The sequence below is a fragment of the Limnomicrobium aquaticum genome (genome assembly GCF_040545545.1).
Taxonomy (GTDB): domain Bacteria; phylum Pseudomonadota; class Alphaproteobacteria; order Rhizobiales; family Rhizobiaceae; genus Ensifer_A; species Ensifer_A aquaticum.
In genome coordinates, this window is sequence record NZ_JBEPMB010000002.1 from 531,027 (window position 1) to 555,548 (window position 24,522).

The window sequence follows — 24,522 nt, forward strand, 5'->3', positions numbered from 1 at the left end:
CTGACGTAGCAGATCATGGGGCTGTCATCCGCACTTAACACGGCATCGAGCATTTTCTCCAACACCTCCTCCCAGATGGCGGTCGTGTCGAAGAACATCTCGAATTCCGGCAATGCGGATTACTCGCGCCGTGACTCGACGCTGACCACCTCGATCAACGGGGCGAAGCTCAATCCGACGGCGCGCTCGGAAGACGCGCTGTTGCAGCGTCATAATCTGACGGCAACGTCGCAGCTGAGTGCACAGGATGTCCTTTCGAACGGCCTCGACCAGTTGCAGGCCGCGATGGGTGGCAATGGATACGCCACTGCGCCCTCGACCTTCATTTCCAAACTCGAGAGCAGCCTTCAGTCCTTTGCCGCGTCGCCAGGCAACACGACGCTCGCGCAGTCCGTGGTGTCCGATGCAAAGGACGTCGCCAATTCGCTGAGCCAGGCATCGGCGGCCGTCCAGACCCTGCGGCGTGAAGCGGACGAGGACATATCGCAGAAGGTTTCGTCGCTGCGCGAGCTGCTGAATCAGTTCCAGGTTGCCAATGATGCGGTCAAGACCGGCACGGCTTCCAATCGCGATGTCAACGATGAACTCGACAAGCGCGATCAGATCCTGGGCAAGATCTCTCAGATCGTCGGCGTGCAGACGGTCATGCGCGACAACAAGGACATGGCAATCTACACCTCGGACGGCACGACGCTGTTCGAGGTCAAGCCGCGCGATATTCTCTTTGCCTCACAGCCGGGTTTCGATGCAACGACGAGCGGCAATGCCGTGTATATCGACGGTGTTCCGCTGAAGCCGGGCACGGGCGGTAACACCTCCGCCATGGGTAGCCTGCAGGCGAGCCTGCAGATCCGCGATACGATCGCACCGAAATTTCAGGCCCAGCTCGATGAAATCGGCCGCGGCCTCGTCACCCAGTTTGCCGAAAAGGATCAGACGGGCGCCGGCCTTCCGAACCTGCCCGGCCTGTTCACCTGGGCGGGTGGATCGGTGCCGGCATCCGGAACGGTCCTGCCGGGCATCTCGTCGTCGATCGCCGTCAACGCGGCAGTCGATGTTTCGCAGGGCGGCAATGCGGCACTCCTGCGTGATGGCGGGATCAACGGCGCAAGCTATGTCTCGAACACGACAGGTGCTGCGGGCTATTCCACGCTCCTGCAAACCTATGTCACCGGGCTGACGGCCAAGATCCCCTTCGACGGGACGACCGATCTCAACACAAGCCTGAGCATCACCGACTATGCGAGTTCATCGGTTGGCTGGCTGGAGGAATATCGCAGCCAGGCGTCGGATTCGAAGGACACCAAGAAAGCCGCAGCCTCCACGGCATCGCAGGCGCTTCTGAGTGTCACGGGCGTCAGTCTCGACGAAGAACTCTCGAAGCTTCTCGATCTCGAGCAGTCCTACAAGGCATCGACGAAGATCGTTTCCACGGTCAACGACATGCTTCAGTCCCTCATGGCGGCGGTGAGGTAACGGCTGATGCGGATTTCCTTCACTTCCAACCTCGCAATGCAGAACACGATGCGCCAGACGGTGAGCGCATCACAGGCGCAGTTGCTGAAGGCACAGACGGAAGTTTCCACCGGAACCTTCGCCGATCAGGGTGTCGCGCTCGGGTATCAAAGCGGTCGAAGCGTCAACCTCACGACCGAGAAGGCCCGGCTCAACTCGATTGTCGATTCCAATTCGATCGTCACTCAGCGTCTGTCGGCATCGCAATCCTCGCTGAGCAACATGTCGTCCGATATCCAGACGTCGCTGAATTCCTTGATCGCCCTTTCCGGCTCGGAAGACAAGACGCTGCTCAACACCACGACGCAGTCGCTGCAAAGCCAGCTTGATGCCTTTATTTCGTCCGGCAACACCTCTGCGAACGGCGAATTCCTGTTTGCCGGCATCGATACGGCCAACCAGCCTCTCAAGTCTTATGACACCAACGCCGCGGCGAAGGCGACGTTCAACACGGCCTTGACGAACTATATGACCGCCAATGGCATCGGCTCAATGTCGAATTTCACGGCGGCGCAGATGCAGGACTTCGTCGAAAACACCCTGACGCCGATGTACACCGCCGGAAATCCGGCCGACCGCTGGAAAACCGACTGGTCGTCGGCGTCCGATACGAACATGACCTCGCGCGTCAATACCGCCGAGACAGTACAGAGCTCGACCAATGCCAACAATGACGGTTTCCGCAAGTTTGCCCTGGCGTCGGTGATGGGGATCGAACTGCTCGGCACGGACATCAATCCGGATGTCCGCCAATATGTCAGCAAGACAACCATCAGCTATATGGGCGAGGCCGTCGCCGGCGTAGACGGCCAGCGCTCGGCGCTCGGCCTTTCGGAATCGCGCGTCAAGACGGCCAATGACACGATTACCGCCCAGGTGAGTATCGTCGAGACCGCCTTCAACAATTTGAACGAGGTGGATGCTTACGAGGCCAGCACCAAGGTCAACAATCTTCTGTCGCAGATGGAGGCTTCCTACCAGCTGACGTCGCGTCTTCAGAAGCTCAGTCTCGCGAACTACCTCTCGTGACGAAGGATATGTAAATGTACCAGTTTTCTTACGCAGAGGTCATGGAAGACGGCGTCGCTGACGCCAAGGAACGTGAACGCCAGGTGCTCGACCGTTCGATCGAGCTTATGAGCGCGGCAGCCGCGCGCGGGCGCAATTCCAACGAGGCCGTCGAAGCGATTTATTACACACGCATGCTCTGGGTAAGGTTCACGGAGGATCTATGCCTACCGGACAACCAGCTCGAACCGGAACTGAAAGCCAATCTCATCTCGATCGCCATCTGGATTCTCAACGAGACTGAAAAGATCCGCAAACGCGAATCCGACAACTTCCAGGGCATCGTCGAAATTACAACCATCATCAGGGATGGACTGAAATGAAAAGCACATTGCGAATATCGCTGAAATCCGGCGAAAGGATCTTCATCAATGGCGCAGTGCTGCGCGTCGATCGCAAGGTCGCACTCGAATTCCTGAACGACGTCACATTCCTGCTGGAAAACCACGTTCTTCAGCCCGAACAGGCGAACACACCCCTCAAGCAGCTCTACTTCATCGCACAGATGATGCTGATCAACCCGGAAGGGGCGCAGCAGTCGATGGCGATGTTCCGCAAGTCGATCTCCATGCTGCTGACCTGTTTCAGCAACGATGAGGTTCTGGCGGAACTCAAACGCATCGACGGGATGGTCTCGACGGGTCGCGCCTTCGACGCCCTGAAGGCCATTCGCGGTCTTTATCCGATCGAGGAAAAGATCCTCAACGACGAGGAGATGACCCCGGCGGCGGTTGAACAGATCCGGAAGGAGATAGCTCCATGGTCAGCGCGGTAACAGCAGCACAGCAGGCAGCAACGGGCACTCAGGCCGCAGGCACACAAGGCGCTTCTGCAGCCTCGGCTGCAAGCCTCAACTATAACAGCTTCCTCAAGCTGTTCATGGCCGAGCTGCAGAACCAGGACCCGACCAGCCCCATGGACACGACGCAGCAGATGTCACAGCTCGCCTCGTTCTCGCAGGTCGAACAGCAGGTGAAGATGAACACCAATCTGTCGACCCTGATTTCGCAGAGCATGATCGGTCAGGCGGGCAACCTGATTGGCAAGACGGTGACGGATTCCGATGGAAACACGGGGACCGTAAAGAGCATCAATGTGGCAACTGACAGCTCGACCAGCGCAGTCACGCTGATCGCTACGCTGGACTCCGGATCGAAGATGACGATCGGCCCTGGCGTGACCATCGCCGCCGCGACGACCACAAGCACGAGCAATTGAGCCTGAAATGAATGAAGCCGACGCACTGGACATTGTCCAGGCCGCCATCTGGACCGTCATCATCTCGGCAGGCCCGGCCGTGGGCGCGGCCATGGTCGTCGGCGTGGTCATTGCGCTCATCCAGGCCCTGACCCAGGTCCAGGAAATGACCCTGACCTTCGTGCCCAAGATCCTCGCTGTCATGGCGACCGTCGCCCTGTCGGCCCCCTTCATCGGCGCGCAGATCTCGATCTTCACCAACATGATCTTCTCGCGCATCCAGTCAGGTTTCTGACCTGGCCAGTGCCTCCTGCACCCCTCGCGCAAGCTTCATTGCCTATCTCTGACGTCATGACGCGCGCGAGCGCGACTTTTATCTCATGATGAGACGGACGAAGCATGGCAGTTACGACATCCGTTCCCTCGCCTAAAGCGGGACCAAATTTAAGCGATGTCGGCTTCGCCGTCGGTATCATCGCGATGCTGTCGATCCTGTTCCTGCCGATCCCGGCATTCATGATCGACATCGGTCTTGCCTTCTCGATGGCATTGTCGGTCCTCATCCTGATGGTCTCGCTGTGGATTCAGAAGCCACTCGAGTTCTCATCCTTCCCGACCATCCTGCTGATTGCCACGATGACGCGCCTGTCGCTCAACATCGCGACGACCCGTGTCATCCTTTCGCATGGCAACGAGGGGGAACACGCAGCGGGCGGGGTGATTGCCGGTTTCGCGCAGATCGTCATGTCTGGCGATTTCGTCATCGGCGTCATCGTCTTCCTGATCCTCATCGTCATCAATTTCATCGTTATCACCAAGGGCGCGACACGTATCGCTGAAGTTGGCGCGCGCTTCACCCTCGATGCCATCCCCGGCAAGCAGATGTCGATCGACGCCGACCTCGCAGCCGGCATTATCGATGAGAAGGAAGCGCAGAACCGCCGCCGTGAACTGGAGCAGGAAAGCTCCTTCTTCGGCGCGATGGACGGTGCATCGAAATTCGTCCGCGGCGACGCGGTTGCCGGCTTGCTGATCACGGCGATCAATGTCTTCGGCGGCATTATCATCGGTTATTTCCGTCACGGTATGCAGCTCGGCCAGGCCGCCGACGTTTATGTCAAGCTGTCGGTCGGTGACGGTCTCGTCTCGCAGATCCCTGCGCTGATCGTATCGCTCGCCGCCGGTATGCTCGTCACGCGCGGCGGCAATCTCGGTTCCACCGACAAGGCTGTCATCAGCCAGTTGAGCGGCTATCCGCGCGCTCTTTCCGTCGCGGCGGGCCTCATGGCGCTCTTGGCCGTGATGCCGGGTCTGCCGTTTGTGCCCTTCGCCGTGCTTTCCGGCGTCATGGCCTTCGGCAGCTGGTTCATCCCGCGCCAGATCGAAGCCGAGAACATGGCCCGACGCGAGGCGGAAGAAAAGAAGGCCCGCCAGGTCAAGGAAAACGAAAGCGACTCGGTCAAGAACGTTCTCAAGACGGCCGAAATCGAACTTCTCCTCGGCAAGCAGATTTCGACGCGCCTTCTTGGGGCGCATCAGGAACTGGCCTTCCGCGTCGGCAAGATGCGTAAGAAATTTGCGAGCCAATACGGTTTCGTCGTTCCGGAAATCAAGGTTAGCGACGATATCGCCATTCCGGACAAGAGCTATCAGATCCGCATTCACGGAACGACAGTCGCCTCCAACCAGCTGCGCGTTGGTGAAGTGCTCGTCATCACCGGCGGCGGACGCAAGCCGTCCATCCCCGGCGACGAGGTTCGCGAACCGGCCTTCGGCATGCCGGCGGTGTCGATCCTCGAGACCTTCATGGAAGAGCTGAAGCGCGAAGGCTTCCATCCGATCGACAACGTTTCGGTCGTGCTGACCCACTTGAGCGAAGTGATCCGCAACAACCTGCCGCAGCTTCTCTCCTACAAGGACGTGAAGATCCTGATCGACCGGCTCGACCCGGAATACAAGAAGCTGGCGGACGAAATCTGCACCTCGCATATGTCCTATTCCGGCCTCCAGGCCGTGCTGAAGCTTCTGCTGGCCGAGCGCGTCTCGATCCGCAACCTGCATCTCATCCTCGAAGCGGTAGCGGAGCTTGCGCCGCATGTGCGCAAGACCGAACAGATCGTCGAGCATGTGCGCGTCCGCATGGCCCAGCAGCTCTGTGGCGATCTCGCCGACAACGGTGTGCTGCGCGTGCTCCGTCTCGGCAACAAGTGGGACCTCGTGTTCCATCAGGCGCTCAAGCGCGACCCGAAGGGCGAAGTGGTCGAATTCGATATCGATCCGCGCCAGCTTGAGGAGTTCTCCGAACAGACGTCGCAGGTCGTGCGCGAATATCTCGACCGCGGCATGCCCTTCGTTCTCGTCACCTCGCCGGAAACGCGCTCCTATGTCCGCATGATCGTCGAACGGCTGTTTGCGACGCTTCCCGTCCTGTCCCATGTGGAATTGGCCAAGGGTATCGAAATCAAGATCCTGGGCTCGATCTCATGATCAACGATCCGCAAGGAACGGTGCTTGCACTCTTTGCGGTCTTCTGTCGGGTCGGCGGCTGTTTTCTCGTCCTGCCGGGCTTTTCGAGCGCCCGCGTGCCGGCGCAGCTCCGGCTCTTCGTGGCGCTCGGCGTTTCCATGGCGCTCACGCCGCTTCTCTGGGACACCGTCTATGCGGTCGCACGCAAACCGGAGACGACTTATGTCGGGATTGTCTTCATCGAAGGCATGATCGGCGTCGTCATTGGCATGGTCGCGCGTTTCTTCGTCCTGGGGCTGCAGTTCACCGGCACCGTGATGACGATGATGGTCGGCTTCAACGCTCCTCCGGCCAACGATATCCTGGAAGACGGAACCGAGAACGAAATCACCATCATGATCAGCTTTGCGGGGCTGCTGCTGCTGTTCATGATGGATTTTCATCATGTCATCATTCACGCGCTTTCCGACTCCTACAAGACACTTCCCATCGGCGGCGCCTTCGAGAGCCGAAAGGCGCTGGTGACACTGACAAACACGCTGAGCTCCACCTTCATGGTCATGCTGCGGCTTGCCAGCCCCTTCGTGCTTTATGGTCTTCTCTTCAACGTGACGGTGGGTTTCATCAACAAGCTGGCGCCGCAAATGCCGGTCTATTTCGTCTCTCAGCCCTTCATCGTCTTCGGGGGCCTGATCCTGCTCTATTTCGGCATCGCCTCCCTGGTTCGGCTCTTTGCCGACGCCTTCGTTCCCCTCTTTTCCAGCGTGTGAGCATCCATGGTAGACAAGGGCAGGGCGGCCAAACTGAAGCGCCTCGTCGCAGTCCAGCGCCATATGGAGCGCATGGCGGAGATCGAGCTTGCCGAGACCACGCAGCGTCGTCAGGAACTCTCGGAGCGCATGGACGAGGCCATTGACGCCATCGGCTCCTTCAATCCCATTCATGCCGGGATGAAGTCGCAATATGCCGCCCAGTACGGCCGGCTTTCCGGCGAGGACCAGCGTCTCGATGACCTGCAGGACACCCAGGAAAAGCAGATCCTCAAGGAAAAGGCCAAGGGCGACCGGCTGGAGGAAAACTGGAAGGACGCCCGCTCGGCGGAAGACCGCGAGCGGGAGGATGATGCCGTCATCGACCTGATCGAGATGCGGCTTTCCATGCCCGCGCCAGCCTCCAGCAAGCTTGGCGGGGAATAATACGCTCGCAAGATTATTTTGCGCCGGCCTGCGAGATGCGCCGGCTTCGAAATGAATGCGAGGCAAGCGATGGCAATTTCTCCCCCCAGCGATATCGTGATGGACGTGGTCAATGCGGCCGACCCGACACGCGTGCAAGAGGCGCAAGAGAAGCTGCGGACGCAGACGGCAACGCTCGCCGCCGCCCGGCTGACGCGCCAGGATCAGGGTTTCGCGACCGATGTCGCAAGTCTCGACAAAACCCTCGGCATGCGTCTCGACCGCACGAACGCGCCGCACACGCTCGACACAAAGACGGTATCGGGTGATGCCCAGACGCCGGAGACCTACCGCAAGTTCGAAGCCATGGTGCTGCAGAACTTCCTTAAATACATGATGCCCAACGACAGCGAAGACGTCTACGGCAAGGGTATGGCCGGCGATATCTGGAAGAGCATGTCGGCCGAGCAGATCGCCAATTCGATCGCCAAGCGTGGCGGTATCGGGATCGCCGACCACATGATGCGAGGCGGCATCTATGACGAAGGCCTGAAACCGAAGGACCACGCTGAGGAAAGCGGCCGTATCAACAATATCGCTTCAACCATCGCTGCCCAGCAGCAGCGCGTCGGACTCGCCGACCTGTTGCCGGGTACTGACGCCAAGACGAAGGGCTGACAGAGATGAATATGTTGGAAGCAACGCCGGCTGATACCCGCATCACCAATGTGCTCGGGCGGCTCGAATTGATCATCGATAACGAGAACGACCGGCTCGGCGCCGATCCCCAGTTCGACATCAAGGCTTCGAATGCGCAGAAGAGCCGCTGCCTCTACGAACTGACCATGCTGTTTCGCGATACGAAGCCCGAACTCGTGCCCCCGTCCTTCGCGACGCAGATGCGGGTCCTGAAAGCCAAGCTTAATGCCAATGCCCGCAAGGTGCAGGCACATATGGAAGCCGTTCGCGCCGTTGCCGAAATCCTCAAAGGCGCCGCGCGCGACGCCGAGACGGATGGCACCTATCAGCAGGAACATTTCCAATATAGCGAGTTCTGAGACCGGCCATGCTCAAGCTCGTCATCTCCGGGGTATGGGTTGCGATCGTCGCACTGATCGCAACCTATTTTTCCGTGCAGACGGCATTGGCTCCGAAGGTCGATGAGGCGGCCGCGGCACGCAAGGCGGCCGAGGAGACGGTGCGGGGCGAACTGACCAGTCTTCCCGTCATCGAGGACGGGGCCGTCAAGGGCTATTTCCTCACGCGACTGTCCTATGTGGTTGACAAGGTGAAGGTTGCGGGCGTCCACGTTCCGCTCGAGGTGATGATTACGGACGAGCTCTACACGTCGCTTGTCGGCGACAAGATGATCGATCTGGGACACCGGAACAGCTTCGACGTCGCGGCCTTTCGCGCGATGATCAAGGAGGCGGTCAATAAGCGCCTTGGCCAGGAAGTGGTGTTCGACGTCCTCATCGAACAGATCGACTATCTGTCGAAGGAAGACCTTCGCGCCAGCATGGCGCAAAAGAAGGGGACCATCCAGAGCGGTGAATCCATCGTGAAAGGCGAAGCGCCCAAGGATGGGACAGCGGCCGAGAAACCTGCCGCCGAAGGCCATTAACGATTTGGTAACGAGCCAAAGAACTGTTGAACTGGCTAATAAATTCTTAATCAGACCAAGTCTTTGAATTTTAACATATAATTCCCTGGTTTCAGCCCCCGAGCGGCCCATTCGCCCCCTCTTTCCTAATGAAAGATGAAGGGAAAGCGACGCATTCGACGCGACCCGTTAGCAACGCCTTTAGAGGATTCATCCTAGCTTCGCTTCACCGCAAGATGTGGTTTGAGGCGAATACCGATGTTTGATGTGTCCGTTATGAGTTCCGGCAGTTTCCTGCCTCGGGTCGGTCGCCCCGAAGCCCGGGAGGTACGCGCGTGAACCACATTTCTCACATTAAGTCAGCCGCCGTCAGCCGCCGCGCCATTCTCGGACTTGATGTCTCCTGCTTCGGCTATGGCGATGCGCTCGCTTTCGCCAATCAGATGGCTTCGCTTCCGCTCGGCCAGACCATCATTTCCTTCCTCAATGCCAATAATGCGAACATCATGTATGCGGACGCAGAGTATCGCGACATTCTCACCCGCCAGATGATCTTGCCCGACGGGATCGGTGTCGATATCGCATCCACCTTCGTCTATGGCGACAAGTTCCCTGCCAATCTCAACGGTACCGACTTCGTGCCTGCTCTCCTGACCTACATGGACCGTCCGAAGCGCATCGGCCTCATCGGCGGCCTGCCGGAGGTCGCCGCGAAGGCTGCGGCCAACTTCAAGCGCCATGCGCCCTGGCACGAATTCATTGTCGTCTCCGACGGCTATTTCGAAGAAACGGACTCCGTCAACGTGGCGGAGCGTATGGATGCCCTCAAGCTCGACGTCCTCATGGTGGGCCTCGGCAGTCCCAAGCAGGAAAAGTGGGTCGACACCTATGTCCGCCCCCATCATGCGCGGCTGGTCCTGTGCGTCGGTGCCCTGTTTGACTTTGTAGCCAATGCCGTTCCGCGTGCACCACACTTCCTGCGTCGCATGCGGCTTGAGTGGTTGTTCCGCCTCCTGATCGAGCCGAAGCGGATGTGGCGACGCTACATCATCGGCAATCCGCTCTTCATTGCTCGATCGCTGCGACAGGCTTTCGTGGTTCGAGTGCTGGGGAAGCCGTATGCGCACGGGGAAAATCTGGTCGTCTGATATCGCGTGAAATGGCGGGTTCAGACCTGCCATTCGTCAATTCAGGTTGCTGGGAGCCGCTCGCCCAACTGCCGTTAACCATTTGTTACCCTTGTTTGTTTAACAACATTAACCATGTTGTTCTATGCAAGAGGCAAATGCATGTTCGCGAGCATTTCAGTTCGGCAATTTGGAATCGACGGTGCATTGTCCGCCTGCCGCAACCTCAAGCGGGGTCGTTGGGCTGCCGCAGGCCTCTGTGTCCTCTTGGGTATTTCCGCGGCTTCACTGATCGCCTGGCAAAACCCGGCGAGAGTTGCGCCGGCGCAGGTTGTCGCCGTTTCGGCAGGTAACGGTTCCAACGTGGTATCCGCCCCAGACGCGATCGCGCAGATGCGCCGCATGATCCTGGCGCCCGCTGCCCTGCTCAAGGCGAGCGCAGACCTCAACCTCGCCGAAAGCGGATTGTTCGGGGAGCAGAAGGCAGAGCAGTTTCTGGCGTCCGCGATTTCCATTGGGCCTTCAGAGCGCGCTACCGTTGTCGACATCAATGTCGCCTCTGGAGCGCCGGCTTTCGATGCGCTCATTGCCAACCACCTTGCCCGTGGGCTTACCAGCCTTTCCGCCACGCAAGCCCTGACTGAAGGCGCCACAGCCGCGCCGACCCGCTTCATGCTGGTCGCCAAATCGCGCGTCATTCCAGCGGCCTCCGTTTTGCTCTATCAGATCGAGATTGTCATTCTCTCGCTGCTTCTGGCTAGCTCGGTGATCGCTCTTGGCGTTGCACGCGAATTGCGCAAGGGGAACGTGAAGGTCGCCGCGCCGGCAAAGCCGGCTGCAGTGGTACCGCGCGGCATTCTGGAACAGATCGATATGCTGGAACGCATGTGGCCCGAAACCGGCAGGCAGAACAGCATGCCGGAAGGCTCGAACGACGAGCCCGGACAGGTGGAGCTCAAGCCCGCTCGCGAGATCGTGGTGCGGATGGCAGAACTCCGTCAGGACGCTCGCCACGCCATCGAACAGCCCTCGGAAGATGCACTTGAAGACGTTCTGACCGATATGCAGTCGCTGCGCGATCAGGTCCGCTGGATCACGGCCGAGCAGCTGCGCCGCCGCCGTCGGGTCAATTCCTTCGGACGTTGAGACTTCGAAGGCACATCCGCCTCCAATCTGAATTTTCGTGAAGGCCGCCGGGAGCGGCCTTTTTCGTTCTCGCCAGGCTCACGCCAATGGTCCTTGGTCTTACATCGGGGCGGGGCCCGTGGAGGCGCGCACGATCAGTTCAGCCTCCCATAATTCCTGCTCCGGCATGTCGCCTGTGCCATCAAGCCCTGCGATAAGACGCTGGCCGATCCTTGCGCCCGCAGCCTTCAGCGACGAGCGTGTGGTCGTGAGAGGCACGCTGAAATTCTCGGGTCGAAGCGTCGTCAGGACGTCGTCATGCGCAATCAGCGAAATATCCGTTCCAAGCTTCAGCCCCGCCTTGTTGATGGCGCGCACGGCACCCAGCGCGAGCGCCGTACTGGCGCATAGCACGGCGGTGGGTCTTTCCGGGCGGGCAAGGAAGCGTTCCATCGCCCGAAAACCGGCCTGATCGCCCATGACGCTGTGATGGACGAGGTCGGGGGATAAGGTGAGGCCAGCTTCGCCAAGGGCTTTCTCCAGCCCGATCTTGCGCCGCATCGCAAAGGTGAACCGCTCCATGCCGTTGAGGAGCGCGAAGCGCTTGTGACCGAATTGCAGTAAAAGCTTCGCAGCCGTGTAGAAAGCGCCTTCATTGTCGACGTCGAGATAGGGATAGTCATGCGTATCACCCATGATCCGGCCATGCAGCAGATAGGGGATCGAGGAGGACCGCAGAAGTGCCACGCGCGGGTCGGGATCGACAACATGCGCCAGGAAGATTGCATCCACATAGCCGCTGGCAATCAGGCGCTTGATGGCATTGAGCTCGTCGTCCGGGGACGCTGGAGCCATGACGAAATGAAAGTCGTGCTTCACGGCCTCTTCGGCCAGACCACTCAGGAACTCGCTAAAATGCGGATCGCCGCCGATTTCCGGCGCGCTCTGCATGACGAGCCCGATCGACTTGGCCTTGCCGGTCGCCAGCCGTTGCGCCGCTTTGTTCGGCTTGTATCCTGTCTGCTGCGCCGCTTTCAGGACGCGTTCGCGTGTGGCCTCGCTGACTTCCGGGTAGCCGTTTAGCGCACGACTGACCGTCGTTTGCGAAAGCCCCAGCCGGTCCGAAAGCTGTTTGAGATTCACCGAATATCCCCTCCTGATCCTCAAAGCGCTTTGGATAATTCTTCGTGCGTCATCTTGAAGCGCGTGGTAATCTAACCCGATATCGACGCCTTATCAAACATGAAAACCATGTATTGCAGTGCATTAGGCGCCTATTGCGCCGCAGCAGACGGACAAGTCGAGCCAAAGTTGTATCAACCCACTTGACTCCGGGAGGAGAATGGTGGGATGAATGGCACTCAAAGCGCTTTGGGAAAGTGCTTTCATTCGGACGATTTTTAAGGCCGTGAGGCCGATTGCTAGGGAGGCAAATCAGATGAAGAAATTGTTGCTTTTGGGTGTGGCTGTTGCTGCGCTTGCCGGCGGCTCCGCGCTGGCTGCGGACTTGAAGTTCAAGCCGGGCGAAGATTCCAAGTTCAACTGGGCCAGCTACGACGCCTACAAGAAGGCACACGGCGACCTGAAGGGCGAAACGCTCACCATTTTCGGCCCCTGGCGTGGCGAAGACGAGAAGCTGGTCACTACCGTTCTCAACTACTTCTCCGAAGCGACCGGTGTGACGGTCAAGTATTCTTCCTCTGAAAACTACGAACAGCAGATCGTCATCGACACGCAGGCCGGCTCCCCGCCGAATATTGCGATCCTGCCGCAGCCGGGCCTGCTCGCAGACCTCGCCTCGAAGGGTTTCCTGACGCCGCTTGGCGACGACATGTCCAAGTGGATCAAGGACAACTACGGCGCTGGCCAGTCCTGGGTCGACCTCGGCACCTACAAGGGCAAGGATGGGAAGAAGGCCTTCTTCGCATTCCCCTACAAGGCAGACGTGAAGTCGCTCGTCTGGTACTCGCCGGAAAACTTCAAGGAAGCTGGCTACAAGATCCCGGCGACCATGGAAGATCTGAAAGCCCTGACCGAGAAGATCGTCAAGGATGGCGGCACGCCGTGGTGCATCGGTCTGGGTTCTGGCGGTGCGACCGGCTGGCCGGCAACCGACTGGGTAGAAGACCTGATGCTGCGCACGACGACGCCGGAAAACTATGACAAGTGGACGACGAACGAACTGAAGTTCAACGACCCGATCGTTGAAAAGGCGATCGATGAATTTGGCTGGTTCGCGAAGAACGACAAGTTCGTTGACGGAGGCGCCAAGGCTGTTGCCTCGACCGACTTCCGCGACAGCCCGAAGGGTCTCTTCGGCGTCCCGCCGAAGTGCTACATGCACCGCCAGGCGTCCTTCATCCCGTCCTTCTTCCCGGATGGCACGAAGCTCGGCAAGGATGCGGACTTCTTCTACTTCCCGCCTTATGCCTCGCATCCGGAACTCGGCAAGCCCGTCGAAGGCGCCGGGACGCTGGTCACGATCGCAAAGGACAGCAAGGCCGCTCGCGCCTTCATCGCCTTCCTCCAGACGCCGATTGCGCATGAAGTCTGGATGGCGCAGTCGAGCTTCCTGACGCCTTACAAGGCCGTGAACACGGCGACCTATGCCAACGACACGATGCGCAAGGAAGGCGAACTTTTGACGACCGCCACGACCTTCCGCTTCGACGGTTCGGATCTGATGCCGGGCAAGATCGGCGCCGGCGCGTTCTGGACGGGCATGGTCGACTATGTCAGTGGCAAGTCCTCTGCACAGGTCGCCGACCAGATCCAGAAGGCCTGGGACGGCCTGAAGTAAGGACGCTTGCGAGGGCGCCGGAACTCTTGCCGGCGCCTTCTTCCTGCATGGCGGAACTTTTGGGTGGCTTGACGCATATCTGGCCGCGCAAGGGGGAACACTTTTCAGGACATGACAAAAATGCCGCGCGGTTCACGCAGGCTTGCGACGGCCATCGAATAAGAAAAAACAAGATCGGTCGGTCGTGCCGCCTTTGGAGATGCTGCTGAACGATCCTGACGAAAAGGGGAGGGGAGAATGCTGTCGCAAATCGTGTCGGCTCTGATGGTCATGGTGGTGGGCGTCTTTGCTGCCGCAGCCTACTTTTACTTGACTAACCGCATTCTTGATCTGGCGCTGCCCGACACGGGCGATGTCGCAAAGGCCTCGCGCAATCTGCGCACGAGGGCTATGATCCGCCCTTGGCTCTTTCTCGGCCCTGCGGTTCTCCTGCTCACGATCTATCTCGTCTATCCTGTGATCGCCACACTGATCCTGTCCTTCTACGGCCGCGACGCGCAGGACTTTGTCGGCTTTTCCAACTATCTCTGGGCCGTCAACGATGCCGGCTTCCGCCAGTCGATCTTCAACAACATCCTGTGGCTCGCCGTCGTGCCCGCCGCATGCACTTTCTTCGGCCTGATCATCGCCGTCATGACGGATCGGCTTGCCTGGGGCAATGTTGCGAAAAGTCTCGTCTTCATGCCGATGGCGATCTCCTTCGTCGGCGCATCGGTTATCTGGAAGTTCATCTACGACTATCGCGGTGACGGGCAGATTCAGATCGGCATACTCAATGCCATAGTGCAATATCTCGGCGGCAAGCCGGAGGTTTGGCTCGCCATTCCCTTCTGGAACAACTTCTTCCTGATGGTCATCCTCATCTGGATCCAGACCGGCTTTGCCATGGTCATCCTCTCCGCAGCGCTCCGCGGCATTCCGGAAGAGACGATCGAGGCCGCCGTGATCGATGGCGCCAGCGGCTGGCAGATCTTCTGGAAGATCATGGTCCCGCAAATCTGGGGTACGATCGCCACCGTCTGGACGACCATCACCATTCTCGTGCTGAAGGTCTTCGATATTGTTCTCACCATGACCAACGGTCAGTGGAATTCGGAAGTACTCGCCAACCTCATGTTCGGCTGGATGTTCCAGGGCGGCGGCGACAGCGGTCGCAGTGCGGCGATTGCCGTGGTCCTCATGCTGGCGGTGACGCCGATCATGATCTGGAACATACGTCGTGCCAACGAAGAAATGAAGGGGCGCTAAGATGAGCATCGGCAACCGTCTCGCCCGCATCGGCCTTCCCCGCCTGATCATCAACCTCACAGTTCTCGTCGTTGTGGCGCTCTGGGTTATGCCAACGCTCGGCATCTTCGTGTCGTCTTTCCGCGACAAGGACCAGCTGACCGTCTCCGGATGGTGGACGGCTTTCTCCTCCTCCGAGCGCAACGAACCCGGCCGCCTGGCCGGCCTCGACAAGATGAAGCAGGAAGGCCCGCTCTACGTCATTTCCGGCAATGTGCTGGAGGGCAGAGGCGGCGCCGTCAACGCCTTCGGCACCAAGGCTGTTGCGCCGCGTGCCTACAAGGCCGGCACAGAGGCCGATCTCGGCGACGGCATCAAACTGGCAATTAACTCGGACGGCACCTATCGCTACACAAGCACCGCGCCTTTCACCGAGGATAATACCGGCCGACGCGTTTATTTGGCTGTCGCGACACCGCCTGTCTTCACCATGACGAACTATCAGAACGTGCTGACGGGCGAGGGCATCGGCCAGTCCTTCGTCAACTCGCTGACGGTGGCGATCCCCGCAACGGTCATTCCGATCCTGGTCGCCGCCTTCGCTGCCTATGCGCTCTCCTGGATGAGCTTCAAGGGCCGCACGCTGCTGCTCGCCGCTGTTGTGGGCCTCATCGTCGTGCCGCTGCAGATGTCGCTGATCCCGCTGCTGCGCCTATACAACGATGTCGGCACCTTCCTCGGCGTCCCGTCCAAGACCTATGCCGGCATCTGGCTTGCGCACACCGCCTTCGGCCTGCCGCTCGCCATCTACCTGCTGCGCAACTACATCGTTGGTCTGCCGAAGGAGATCATCGAAAGCGCGCGTGTCGATGGCGCGGGCGATTTCGAGATCTTCACAAAGATCGTCCTGCCGCTCTCCTTCCCGGCGCTCGCCTCCTTTGCCATCTTCCAGTTCCTCTGGGTGTGGAACGACCTTCTGGTCGCCATGGTGTTCCTCGGCACCGACAAGGACAAGCTGGTGCTGACAGGGGCGCTCAATGCGCTGCTCGGCTCGCGCGGCGGCAATTGGGAAATCCTCTCGGCCTCGGCCTTCGTGTCGATCCTCGTGCCGCTCCTCGTCTTCTTCTCGCTGCAACGCTATCTCGTTCGCGGCCTGCTCGCCGGCTCCGTCAAGGGCGGTTGAGACGGCCAAACTATTGAAATTGGAATGGACTTCATGAACCAGACACTCAGAGGCAATCTCGTTCCCGACGCAGACTGGTGGCGCGGCGCAGTGATCTACCAGATCTACCCGCGCTCCTATCAGGATAGCAACGGCGACGGCGTGGGCGACCTGAAGGGCATCACCGGCCGCCTGTCGCATATTGCCGAGCTTGGCGCGGACGCGATCTGGATCTCGCCCTTCTTCAAGTCGCCGATGAAGGATTTCGGCTACGACGTGTCGAACTATATCGACATCGACCCTATCTTCGGCACGATTGCCGATTTCGATGCAATGATCGCCGAAGCGCATCGCCTCAAGCTGCGCGTCATGATCGACCTCGTCATCTCGCATACCTCCGACCAGCACCCCTGGTTCATCGAAAGCTCGGCGAGCAAGGACAACGAGAAGGCCGACTGGTATGTCTGGGTCGATCCCAAGGACGACGGCACGCCGCCCAACAACTGGCTCTCCATCTTCGGCGGTTCCGCCTGGGCCTGGGATCCGGGCCGCTGCCAGTACTATCTGCACAACTTCCTGACTTCGCAGCCGGACCTGAACTTCCACAATCCGGATGTCCAGAACGCTCTGCTCGACGTTGCCCGCTTCTGGCTGGAACGCGGCGTCGACGGCTTCCGCCTCGACACGATCAATTTCTATTTCCACGACAAGGAATTGCGCAGCAATCCGGGCCTGCCGCCCGAGCGCCGCAACGCCAACACGGCGCCTGCCGTGAACCCCTATAACCACCAGGAGCATCTCTACGACAAGAACCGTCCGGAGAACCTGGAATTCCTGAAGCGCCTCCGCGCCGTCATGAACGAATATCAGGACATCGCCGCCGTCGGCGAAGTCGGCGACAGCCAGCGCGGTCTCGAGATTGCCGGCGAATACACGTCCGGCGGCGACAAGATGCAGATGTGCTACGCCTTTGAATTCCTGGCGCCGGAAAAGCTGAGCCCGAAATTCGTTGCAGAGGTGCAGCGCGCCTTTGAAGTCGCCGCACCCGAAGGCTGGGCCTGCTGGGCCTTCTCCAACCACGACGTGGTGCGCCACGTCACCCGCTGGGGCGAGGGTATTTCCGACAAGCAGGCTTACGCAAAGATGCTGAATGCGCTGCTCCTGACGCTGCGCGGCTCGGCCTGCATCTATCAGGGCGAAGAGCTTGCCCTGCCGGAAGCCGACCTCCAGTTCGAAGACCTGCAGGACCCTTACGGCATCCAGTTCTGGCCGGAATTCAAGGGCCGCGACGGTTGCCGCACGCCCATGGTCTGGGACGGCTCGAACTTCGGCGGCTTCTCGACTGCCAAGCCTTGGCTGCCGGTTCCGCCGGAACACCTGCCGCTCTCCGTTGCTGCGGAAGCTGCCGACGAGGCATCGGTGATGTCGCAATATGGCCGCTTCCTGGCCTTCCGCAAGCAGCATCCGGCCTTTGCCAAGGGCGAGATCGTCTTCACGCAGGAAGACGGCCCGGTTCTCGGCTTCGAGCGCAAGCTCGGCAATGAAACCATCGTTTGCTACTTCAACATGTCGTCCGGCCCGGAAACGGTGGCAAAGCCCGCCGGTCTGCTGGAGACGCTGACGGGACACGGCTTCGAGGCCAATCTGACGGACGCGCAGATCGTGCTTCCGGCCTGGGGCGCATTCTTCGCCCGCATTCAATAGATAAGAGGGAGGACAGGGCATGGCAGGTGTGGTTCTGAAGGACATCCGCAAGTCCTACGGTGCAATCGACGTCATCAAGGGCGTCGATCTGGAGATCAAGCAGGGCGAGTTCGTCGTCTTCGTCGGCCCCTCGGGCTGCGGAAAATCGACCTTGCTGCGCATGATCGCCGGTCTCGAGGAAATCACCGGCGGCGAGATGATCATCGACGGTCAGCGTGTCAACGAAGTGCCGCCGGCGCGCCGCGGCATCGCCATGGTCTTCCAGTCCTACGCGCTTTATCCGCATATGACGGTCTATGACAACATGGCCTTCGGCATGCGGATCGCCAAGGAAAGCAAGGAAGAGATCGACCGCCGCGTCCGCGCCGCCGCCGATATCCTCCAGCTTGGCCCCTATCTGGAGCGCCTGCCGAAAGCCCTCTCAGGAGGCCAGCGCCAGCGCGTCGCCATCGGCCGCGCCATCTGCCGCAACCCGAAGGTCTTCCTCTTCGACGAGCCGCTGTCGAACCTCGATGCGGCACTGCGCGTCGCCACCCGCATCGAGATCGCCAAGCTCAACGAGCAGATGGCCGACACGACGATGATCTATGTCACCCACGACCAGGTCGAGGCCATGACGCTCGCCGACCGCATCGTGGTCCTCTCCGCCGGCCATATCGAACAGGTCGGCCCGCCGCTGGAACTCTACGAGCGCCCCGCCAATCTCTTTGTCGCCCAGTTTATCGGCTCGCCGGCCATGAATATCGTGCCGGTGAAGATTGACGAGACGGGCGATGTCACCCGCGTGTCGCTCTCCGGCGGCGGTTCTGTTTCCGTGCCGATCGCAACGGCATCAGGCGAAAAGGGCAAAGCCGCCAGCTTCGGCGTCCGCCCGGAAGACCTGACGCTCACCACCGGCGACGACTATCTCTTCGAAGGAACGGTCGATATCGTCGAGGCGCTCGGCGAAGTCACGCTCCTCTATCTCCAAGACCTGACCGACGACGAACCGCTGATCGCCAAGCTGCCGGGTATCGTTGACATCCGGAAGGGCCAGAAGGTGAGGCTCGCGGCGGAAGGCTCGAAGCTGCACCTGTTTGATGGGGACGGGAAGACGTATCGGCGGTGATATAGTCAGATCCTCGGGACAACAAGCCAGAGGGGGCGCCGAGAGGAAGGCGTCGCCTTTACCTGTTGGGATCGTCGTTCACATCGGCCCAAGCAGCGTCCATCAATGCGCCAAGTGAGGGGTCCCGTGCATCAGCCTCTGCTATCAACAGAGACTGCCGCCGCGCCTCAGCGTCCAACCACTCCCGCTTCAGGATCGACATGATGACCAGGTTCGCTCGGCTGCCATCCGCCAGCGGATAATGCTCCCTCAGCACACCGTCATGCTGAAGGCCGCAGGCTGCATAGACATGCCGCGCCCGCGCATTCGTCTCAAAGGCATCCAGCCAGAACTTCTCCGCGCCATACTCTTTGAATGACAGCCGGATCAATTCGGAGAGGAACCTCTTTCCCAATCCCTTACCCGGCGAACGAATGGCGATGCGCTTCAGGTAGACAACGTGGTTTGCAGAGCCAATCCCCTGCAGAATCGCAAAGCCCACCGGCCCCCTCTCACCCTCAAGCATGACATAGCGACAGTCCGCCGCCGCCATCAGCGCCTCATGCTGTGCCCGTTCTGACCGGCCCACATAGGCGTCAAAGCCGGGCGTCCGCTCTATATCCATGATGGCGGCAAGGTCGGCTTCTGTGGCTGGGCGAACGAACATTTGGCGGTCTCAGGCAAATTCGAATTGCCAGTCTTCCCTCAAAAGACCGTAGCGCGCAATATCGACACTCTCGCCCGCCGCAGAAACACCCCCCTTGGGCAGCAACGTCTCCAGCACGAAGCCATTGCGCTCATAGACATGACGCGCGCGCCGGTTTGCCTCCGCCACGCGCAGCCAGAAACGATGCGTGGAGGGCTCCTCAAAGGCGATTGCCTTCGCGTGATCGAGAAGCTTTTGTCCGGTTCCGTGTCCGGGCGCACGCACGGCGAGCCGGTTCAGGCGGATGCTGCCTTCCCCTTCGGCGAAGCCGCGCAAGAAGGCAAAGCCTTGAACCGCGCCGTTCTCCTCCAGAACCAGCACCCGGCAATCGGGATCGGAGAGATGAGCGATATGCTCATCTTCCGAAAACCAGCCGAAGAACTGTTCGAAACCGGGCGTGCGCTCGATGTCCATGATGGCGGGGATATCAGCCTCGGTAGCCGCGCGGATGCCCATCAAGACGGCCTCATGCCTTGCCAAGCGCTTCGACGACCAGTGTCTTGAGCTTCAGGTCCGGCACTTCGGTGAAGGCGAGGTCCTCGCGGCCGAAATAGGCCTTGCGGTTGATCGCCGACCAGTCATTGCAGGCGATCGTGTAAGTCTTCTTGTCGCCGGCGACAGCCGGAACGGCATAGAGGAAGTCGCCGGTGCGGGAGGCGAGCGGCACATCGCCATCCTGGTTGCAGCGCTTGAGGATTTCGGCGAGCGTTGCCGCATCCACTTCCGCCTTCATGATCTTGCCTTCAAAACGCACGGCGGCATTGTAGTCGAAGCGTGTGACGTCACCTTTCGGCAGGCCGGTGCCGAAGGATGTGTGGCCGATGAAGCCGATATCCGCACCCACCTTCGCGGCGATGGCCGAGGCCGTGAAGCGAGCGGTTTCGCCCAGCGTTTCAGCCTTCGCGGTCTTGGCAACGACAGCCTTGTCTTCTTCCTTCAGATTGGCGGCCAGAACCTTGGCGATGACAGCCTTCAGGTCTTCGGTCGCAGGGCTCTCACGGTCGATCGAGACCTGCTCGATCTTCGCCGCTTCGCCGGATGTAGCGACGGCGGCGATGGTCAGCAGCGCCCCCCAGGAGCCGGTGTGGACATAGCGCGTCTTGCCGGCTTCATGAATCAGCGTCAGGTGGTCGTGACCGCCGATCATCAGCGTGCCATCCGGCAGCATCGGCAGGATGTCACGGTCCGGCACGACCCCGGCATGGCTCATCACGATATTGATGCCGTCCTTCTTGAGCAGGGAAGGCAGATTGGCCTTTGCATATTCGACCGGCTCGGGAACCACGATCAGCTCGCGCGTCGGCTTCGGATAGGTGCCGAGCGCGTTGACGCCGAGCGCTGCGATATTCAGCGTGGTCTCACCGGCCTTCAGCGTCGCCGCAGCGTCGGTGTAAGGCTTGCCGGTGCGCTTGTCGACGATGTTGCTGAGGACCGTCACGCCCAAACCCTTGGCGCGCTCGATGAAATGCGCGAGGTCATTATCCAGGTCGGACTCATGGTTGCCAATGTTGAAAATCGTCGGCGCGAGCTTGGCAAGCGCGCCGAGGAAGGCCCAGTCGGCCTCGCCGGCCGAGCGGGTGGCGACAACATTGCCGCTTTCGAAGAGGTCGCCGTTGAACAGGATGACCTGGGGACGCTTGGCGGAAGAAACACGCGACTGGATGGCGAGCAGCAGCTGCGCCATGCGCTCATAGGCCGAATGGAGGTCCGACAGGATGATAAAGTCGACGCCTTGCTCGGCTGCCGCAACCGGCAGACTGACAAACGGGAGAAGGGCAGTGGATGAAATCATTCCCAGGACAACACGACGTTTCAGCAACATGATTGGCAATTCCTTTTAGAGCAATTTCCGAAAAAGCGTGAACCACTTTTCAGTGAGAATTGCGTCAGAGCAAGAGGCGGGATGCCCTTTGCCTAACAATGCCATGCTACATGAATGTGACGCGGGAAGATGACCGGGGCGGCAGAAGCTGCCCCGATTGACAAAGCTCAGTTGAAGACGACGCTGGCACCCTGATCGGCCGCACCGACCATCGCCCGGAAGGGCGCGAAGAGCTCGCGGCCCATGCCGTATTCGTTGGCCGACAGATCGGCAGTCGCCACCGGGCGGGCATTGAATTCCGCATCATCGACCAGAACCTCGACCGTGCCGTTAACGGCATCCAGTCGGATCATGTCGCCGTCGCGGACCTTGGCGATGGCGCCGCCATTGACAGCTTCCGGCGTCATGTGGATCGCTGCCGGCACCTTGCCGGATGCGCCCGACATGCGGCCGTCGGTGACGAGCGCCACCTTGAAGCCGCGATCCTGCAGCACGCCGAGCGGCGGCGTCAGCTTGTGCAGCTCCGGCATGCCGTTGGCCTTCGGGCCCTGGAAGCGGACGACGGCGATGAAATCGCGTTCCAGCTTGCCGTCCTTGAACGCCTGCTGCAGTTCGGCCTGATCGTTGAAGACGATCGCAGGCGCTTCGATGACATGGCGCTCCGGCTTCACAGCGGAGATCTTGATCACGGCCTTGCCGAGATTGCCTGTCAGCATCTTCAGCCCGCCATTCGCCTGGAACGGCTTGTCGATCGTGGTCAGCACTTTCGGGTCGTGGCTGACTTCGGGTGCCTTGTCGCGCACGACGGTGCCGTCCTCGCCAAGGCGCGGATCGATTGTGTAGGCTTCCAGTCCGTGGCCGAAGACGGTGCGCACGTCGTCATGCAGCATGCCGTCTTTCAGCAGTTCCTTGATCAGGAAGCCCATGCCACCGGCAGCATGGAAATGGTTCACATCGGCAAGCCCGTTCGGATAGACGCGGGCGAGCAGCGGCACGACATCGGAAAGGTCCGAAATGTCTTCCCAGGTCAGCTGGATGCCGGCCGCCTTGGCAATCGCCAGAAGGTGCAGCGTGTGGTTGGTCGAGCCGCCGGTCGCGTGCAGGCCGACCACGCCGTTGACGATGGAGCGCTCGTCGATCATCTCACCGGCAGGCGTGAATTCGTTGCCCTGTGCGGTGATCGCCAGCGCCCGCTTGGCGGCTTCCTTGGTCAGCGCATCGCGCAGCGGCGTGCCGGGGTTGATGAAGGAGGCGCCGGGCATATGGAAGCCCATGATCTCCATCAGCATCTGGTTGGAATTGGCCGTACCGTAGAAGGTGCAGGTTCCCGGACCATGATACGACTTGGATTCCGCTTCCAGCAGTTCCTCGCGGCCGACCTTGCCTTCCGCATAAAGCTGGCGGACGCGCGACTTCTCGTCATTCGGCAGCCCCGACGTCATCGGCCCGGCCGGAACGAAGATCGCGGGCAGGTGGCCGAAGGTGAGGGCCGCCATGGCAAGACCGGGCACGATCTTGTCGCAGACGCCAAGATAGACGACCGCATCGAACATGTTGTGCGAGAGACCGATGCCGGCGGCCATCGCGATCAGGTCGCGCGAGAAGAGCGAAAGCTCCATGCCGGGTTGGCCTTGCGTCACGCCATCGCACATCGCCGGAACACCGCCCGCCACCTGCGCCACACCGCCCGCCTCGCGAGCCGCGTCGCGGATCAGCGCCGGATAGCTCTCGAATGGCTGGTGCGCCGAGAGCATGTCGTTATAGGCGGTGATGATACCGAGATTGCCAACGACATCGCCGGCAAGCGCGGCCTTGTCCGAGGGGGAACAGACGGCAAAGCCGTGGGCGAGATTGGCGCAGCCCAGCACCGAGCGATGCACGCCCTTTTGCGCGGCGGCCGAAATGCGCTCCAGATAGAGCCCGCGCGTCGGCTTCGAGCGCTCGACGATGCGTTGCGTGATGGCGGAAATCTTGCTGTTCGCAGACATGGGCTTCCTGCCTTTCGTCTCTATGGGTTGATAGGCACTGCCTTTGGGAGGTCAGGGTGCCCAGTAAATCTCGACCGGGGACATTGCCCGGTTCAGCACGGCGCGGATCGGCATCTCCGCCTCGTCCGTTCCGCCCAATGCCTTTTCCAGAACGGAAGCTTTCTCGGCACCTTCGATATGCAGCGCCAGAAGCCGGGCATCCTGAAGCGCGGAAAAGGAGAAGGTAAGCCGCGGCTCACCCGCGCCGTCTGCTTCCATGGTCAGAATGCCGCGCGGACGGCTGGCATCCAGTGCTTCGACAAGATGATTGCCGCCGGGGAAGAACGAGGCGGTGTGACCGTCATTTCCCATGCCGAGGATCGCCACATCGAACGGATTGGAGAAACCAGCCGTCTCGCGCGTCGCGATCTCGGCAGCAGCCTCAGCCGTGTCGGCTGCATGATAGAGCGGCACGAATGTCGCCGCTGCCGTCTTGCCGATCAGCAGGAACTCGTTCGCCAGCTTGTGATTGGAGCGCGCATTGTCCGCAGGCACGAAACGCTCATCGACCAGCGTGATCGTGACTTTGTCCCAGGCAATGTCCTTGCCCGAGAGAACCTTGAAGAAAGCCTTGGGCGTCGAGCCGCCGGATACGGCAATGCTTGCCGATCCGCGCGCCGCGATGGCATCGGAGAGGGCGGTCGCGACGCGCGCCGCCAGCCCCTCCGCCAGAGCCGCGCCGTTTTCGAAATCCTTGCGGCTGAACGCCAT

General features: G+C 60.3%; 25 protein-coding genes. 19 read left to right on the forward strand and 6 right to left on the reverse strand.

The genetic code is table 11. The features are described 5' to 3' along the window. The first annotated feature begins 15 nt into the window (after positions 1–15). The 14 genes from flgK (at position 16) to ABID16_RS11335 (ending at position 11,297) form a co-directional block, all read left to right on the forward strand. Positions 16–1,476, forward strand: a complete 1,461-nt coding sequence (flgK, locus tag ABID16_RS11270; protein WP_354556422.1) for a flagellar hook-associated protein FlgK — start codon at positions 16–18, stop codon at positions 1,474–1,476. 6 nt (positions 1,477–1,482) lie between these two features. Then, positions 1,483–2,544: a flagellar hook-associated family protein gene (locus ABID16_RS11275; protein WP_354556423.1), complete on the forward strand. Its 1,062-nt coding sequence runs from the start codon at positions 1,483–1,485 to the stop codon at positions 2,542–2,544. A 14-nt stretch (positions 2,545–2,558) separates the two neighbouring features. After that, a complete protein-coding gene (flaF, locus tag ABID16_RS11280) occupies positions 2,559–2,906 on the forward strand; it encodes a flagellar biosynthesis regulator FlaF (protein WP_354556424.1) in 348 nt (115 codons plus the stop codon). Next, positions 2,903–3,358, forward strand: a complete 456-nt coding sequence (gene flbT / locus ABID16_RS11285; protein WP_354556425.1) for a flagellar biosynthesis repressor FlbT — start codon at positions 2,903–2,905, stop codon at positions 3,356–3,358. The genes flaF and flbT overlap by 4 nt, the downstream gene beginning before the upstream one ends. Next, positions 3,343–3,801, forward strand: coding sequence for a flagellar hook assembly protein FlgD (gene flgD, locus ABID16_RS11290; RefSeq protein ID WP_354556426.1), 459 nt, complete (start codon positions 3,343–3,345; stop codon positions 3,799–3,801). Before flbT ends, flgD begins: the two co-directional genes overlap by 16 nt. Positions 3,802–3,808: 7 nt before the next feature. Beyond that, positions 3,809–4,075: a flagellar biosynthesis protein FliQ gene (gene fliQ, locus ABID16_RS11295; protein WP_354556427.1), complete on the forward strand. Its 267-nt coding sequence runs from the start codon at positions 3,809–3,811 to the stop codon at positions 4,073–4,075. A gap of 104 nt (positions 4,076–4,179) precedes the next feature. After that, positions 4,180–6,267 (forward strand): flagellar biosynthesis protein FlhA, encoded by a 2,088-nt coding sequence (flhA, locus tag ABID16_RS11300; RefSeq protein WP_354556428.1) that lies wholly within the window; start codon positions 4,180–4,182, stop codon positions 6,265–6,267. Then, positions 6,264–7,016: a flagellar biosynthetic protein FliR gene (gene fliR, locus ABID16_RS11305; RefSeq protein ID WP_354556429.1), complete on the forward strand. Its 753-nt coding sequence runs from the start codon at positions 6,264–6,266 to the stop codon at positions 7,014–7,016. The genes flhA and fliR overlap by 4 nt, the downstream gene beginning before the upstream one ends. 6 nt (positions 7,017–7,022) lie before the next feature. Further along, entirely contained in the window at positions 7,023–7,442 is a 420-nt protein-coding gene (locus ABID16_RS11310) for a hypothetical protein (RefSeq protein WP_354556430.1), read from the forward strand. 69 nt (positions 7,443–7,511) lie between these two features. Further along, positions 7,512–8,099: a rod-binding protein gene (locus tag ABID16_RS11315; protein ID WP_354556431.1), complete on the forward strand. Its 588-nt coding sequence runs from the start codon at positions 7,512–7,514 to the stop codon at positions 8,097–8,099. A gap of 14 nt (positions 8,100–8,113) precedes the next feature. Next, the gene (locus ABID16_RS11320; RefSeq protein WP_354556527.1) at positions 8,114–8,479 is read left to right on the forward strand and encodes a hypothetical protein; all 366 of its coding nucleotides are present in this window, start codon (positions 8,114–8,116) and stop codon (positions 8,477–8,479) included. Positions 8,480–8,487: 8 nt separating this feature from the next. Beyond that, positions 8,488–9,045 carry a hypothetical protein gene (locus ABID16_RS11325; RefSeq protein WP_354556432.1) on the forward strand — a complete coding sequence of 186 codons (558 nt, stop codon included), beginning with the start codon at positions 8,488–8,490 and terminating at the stop codon, positions 9,043–9,045. A 314-nt stretch (positions 9,046–9,359) separates the two neighbouring features. Further along, positions 9,360–10,172, forward strand: coding sequence for a WecB/TagA/CpsF family glycosyltransferase (locus tag ABID16_RS11330; protein ID WP_354556433.1), 813 nt, complete (start codon positions 9,360–9,362; stop codon positions 10,170–10,172). A 141-nt stretch (positions 10,173–10,313) separates the two neighbouring features. After that, positions 10,314–11,297 carry a hypothetical protein gene (locus ABID16_RS11335; RefSeq protein WP_354556434.1) on the forward strand — a complete coding sequence of 328 codons (984 nt, stop codon included), beginning with the start codon at positions 10,314–10,316 and terminating at the stop codon, positions 11,295–11,297. Between the two features lie 99 nt (positions 11,298–11,396). Here ABID16_RS11335 and ABID16_RS11340 read toward each other — a convergent pair whose 3' ends face one another. After that, positions 11,397–12,419 carry a LacI family DNA-binding transcriptional regulator gene (locus tag ABID16_RS11340; protein ID WP_435532405.1) on the reverse strand — a complete coding sequence of 341 codons (1,023 nt, stop codon included), beginning with the start codon at positions 12,417–12,419 and terminating at the stop codon, positions 11,397–11,399. A gap of 295 nt (positions 12,420–12,714) precedes the next feature. Here ABID16_RS11340 and ABID16_RS11345 point away from each other — a divergent pair, with 295 nt between their 5' ends. The 5 genes from ABID16_RS11345 to ABID16_RS11365 all read left to right on the forward strand — a co-directional run bounded on the left by ABID16_RS11345 (position 12,715) and on the right by ABID16_RS11365 (position 19,277). Next, positions 12,715–14,076, forward strand: a complete 1,362-nt coding sequence (locus ABID16_RS11345) for an ABC transporter substrate-binding protein (protein ID WP_354556435.1) — start codon at positions 12,715–12,717, stop codon at positions 14,074–14,076. Positions 14,077–14,313: 237 nt separating this feature from the next. Continuing rightward, positions 14,314–15,324: a carbohydrate ABC transporter permease gene (locus ABID16_RS11350; RefSeq protein WP_354556436.1), complete on the forward strand. Its 1,011-nt coding sequence runs from the start codon at positions 14,314–14,316 to the stop codon at positions 15,322–15,324. A gap of 1 nt (position 15,325) precedes the next feature. Beyond that, entirely contained in the window at positions 15,326–16,486 is a 1,161-nt protein-coding gene (locus ABID16_RS11355; protein ID WP_354556437.1) for a carbohydrate ABC transporter permease, read from the forward strand. Positions 16,487–16,519: 33 nt separating this feature from the next. Next, positions 16,520–18,169, forward strand: coding sequence for a beta-galactosidase BglA (gene bglA / locus ABID16_RS11360; protein WP_354556438.1), 1,650 nt, complete (start codon positions 16,520–16,522; stop codon positions 18,167–18,169). 19 nt (positions 18,170–18,188) lie between these two features. Further along, positions 18,189–19,277 (forward strand): ABC transporter ATP-binding protein, encoded by a 1,089-nt coding sequence (locus ABID16_RS11365; RefSeq protein WP_354556439.1) that lies wholly within the window; start codon positions 18,189–18,191, stop codon positions 19,275–19,277. A 58-nt stretch (positions 19,278–19,335) separates the two neighbouring features. Here ABID16_RS11365 and ABID16_RS11370 read toward each other — a convergent pair whose 3' ends face one another. From ABID16_RS11370 to pgl, 5 genes are all read right to left on the reverse strand, one after another. Continuing rightward, the gene (locus ABID16_RS11370) at positions 19,336–19,923 is read right to left on the reverse strand and encodes a GNAT family N-acetyltransferase (RefSeq protein WP_354556440.1); all 588 of its coding nucleotides are present in this window, start codon (positions 19,921–19,923) and stop codon (positions 19,336–19,338) included. A gap of 9 nt (positions 19,924–19,932) precedes the next feature. Further along, complete coding sequence (locus ABID16_RS11375; RefSeq protein WP_354556529.1) at positions 19,933–20,418, reverse strand: GNAT family N-acetyltransferase; 486 nt, start codon at positions 20,416–20,418, stop codon at positions 19,933–19,935. Positions 20,419–20,428: 10 nt separating this feature from the next. Beyond that, on the reverse strand, positions 20,429–21,784 hold the full coding sequence (locus ABID16_RS11380) for a metallophosphoesterase (protein ID WP_354556441.1): 1,356 nt from the start codon (positions 21,782–21,784) through the stop codon (positions 20,429–20,431). Between the two features lie 167 nt (positions 21,785–21,951). Continuing rightward, a complete protein-coding gene (edd, locus tag ABID16_RS11385) occupies positions 21,952–23,772 on the reverse strand; it encodes a phosphogluconate dehydratase (protein ID WP_354556442.1) in 1,821 nt (606 codons plus the stop codon). 51 nt (positions 23,773–23,823) lie between these two features. After that, positions 23,824–24,522 (reverse strand): 6-phosphogluconolactonase, encoded by a 699-nt coding sequence (gene pgl / locus ABID16_RS11390; RefSeq protein ID WP_354556443.1) that lies wholly within the window; start codon positions 24,520–24,522, stop codon positions 23,824–23,826.

Coding starts and splice junctions, on each gene's coding strand:
- ABID16_RS11315 (WP_354556431.1), top strand. CDS start 7,512: ATGGCAATTTCTCCCCCCAGCGATATCGTGATGGACGTGGTCAATGCG.
- ABID16_RS11355 (WP_354556437.1), top strand. CDS start 15,326: ATGAGCATCGGCAACCGTCTCGCCCGCATCGGCCTTCCCCGCCTGATC.
- ABID16_RS11310 (WP_354556430.1), top strand. CDS start 7,023: ATGGTAGACAAGGGCAGGGCGGCCAAACTGAAGCGCCTCGTCGCAGTC.
- ABID16_RS11350 (WP_354556436.1), top strand. CDS start 14,314: ATGCTGTCGCAAATCGTGTCGGCTCTGATGGTCATGGTGGTGGGCGTC.
- flbT (WP_354556425.1), top strand. CDS start 2,903: ATGAAAAGCACATTGCGAATATCGCTGAAATCCGGCGAAAGGATCTTC.
- ABID16_RS11335 (WP_354556434.1), top strand. CDS start 10,314: ATGTTCGCGAGCATTTCAGTTCGGCAATTTGGAATCGACGGTGCATTG.
- bglA (WP_354556438.1), top strand. CDS start 16,520: ATGAACCAGACACTCAGAGGCAATCTCGTTCCCGACGCAGACTGGTGG.
- flgD (WP_354556426.1), top strand. CDS start 3,343: ATGGTCAGCGCGGTAACAGCAGCACAGCAGGCAGCAACGGGCACTCAG.
- ABID16_RS11375 (WP_354556529.1), bottom strand. CDS start 20,418: ATGGGCATCCGCGCGGCTACCGAGGCTGATATCCCCGCCATCATGGAC.
- flhA (WP_354556428.1), top strand. CDS start 4,180: ATGGCAGTTACGACATCCGTTCCCTCGCCTAAAGCGGGACCAAATTTA.
- ABID16_RS11275 (WP_354556423.1), top strand. CDS start 1,483: ATGCGGATTTCCTTCACTTCCAACCTCGCAATGCAGAACACGATGCGC.
- ABID16_RS11370 (WP_354556440.1), bottom strand. CDS start 19,923: ATGTTCGTTCGCCCAGCCACAGAAGCCGACCTTGCCGCCATCATGGAT.
- fliQ (WP_354556427.1), top strand. CDS start 3,809: ATGAATGAAGCCGACGCACTGGACATTGTCCAGGCCGCCATCTGGACC.
- pgl (WP_354556443.1), bottom strand. CDS start 24,522: ATGGCGTTCAGCCGCAAGGATTTCGAAAACGGCGCGGCTCTGGCGGAG.
- flaF (WP_354556424.1), top strand. CDS start 2,559: ATGTACCAGTTTTCTTACGCAGAGGTCATGGAAGACGGCGTCGCTGAC.
- ABID16_RS11380 (WP_354556441.1), bottom strand. CDS start 21,784: ATGTTGCTGAAACGTCGTGTTGTCCTGGGAATGATTTCATCCACTGCC.
- ABID16_RS11365 (WP_354556439.1), top strand. CDS start 18,189: ATGGCAGGTGTGGTTCTGAAGGACATCCGCAAGTCCTACGGTGCAATC.
- ABID16_RS11325 (WP_354556432.1), top strand. CDS start 8,488: ATGCTCAAGCTCGTCATCTCCGGGGTATGGGTTGCGATCGTCGCACTG.
- flgK (WP_354556422.1), top strand. CDS start 16: ATGGGGCTGTCATCCGCACTTAACACGGCATCGAGCATTTTCTCCAAC.
- fliR (WP_354556429.1), top strand. CDS start 6,264: ATGATCAACGATCCGCAAGGAACGGTGCTTGCACTCTTTGCGGTCTTC.
- edd (WP_354556442.1), bottom strand. CDS start 23,772: ATGTCTGCGAACAGCAAGATTTCCGCCATCACGCAACGCATCGTCGAG.
- ABID16_RS11345 (WP_354556435.1), top strand. CDS start 12,715: ATGAAGAAATTGTTGCTTTTGGGTGTGGCTGTTGCTGCGCTTGCCGGC.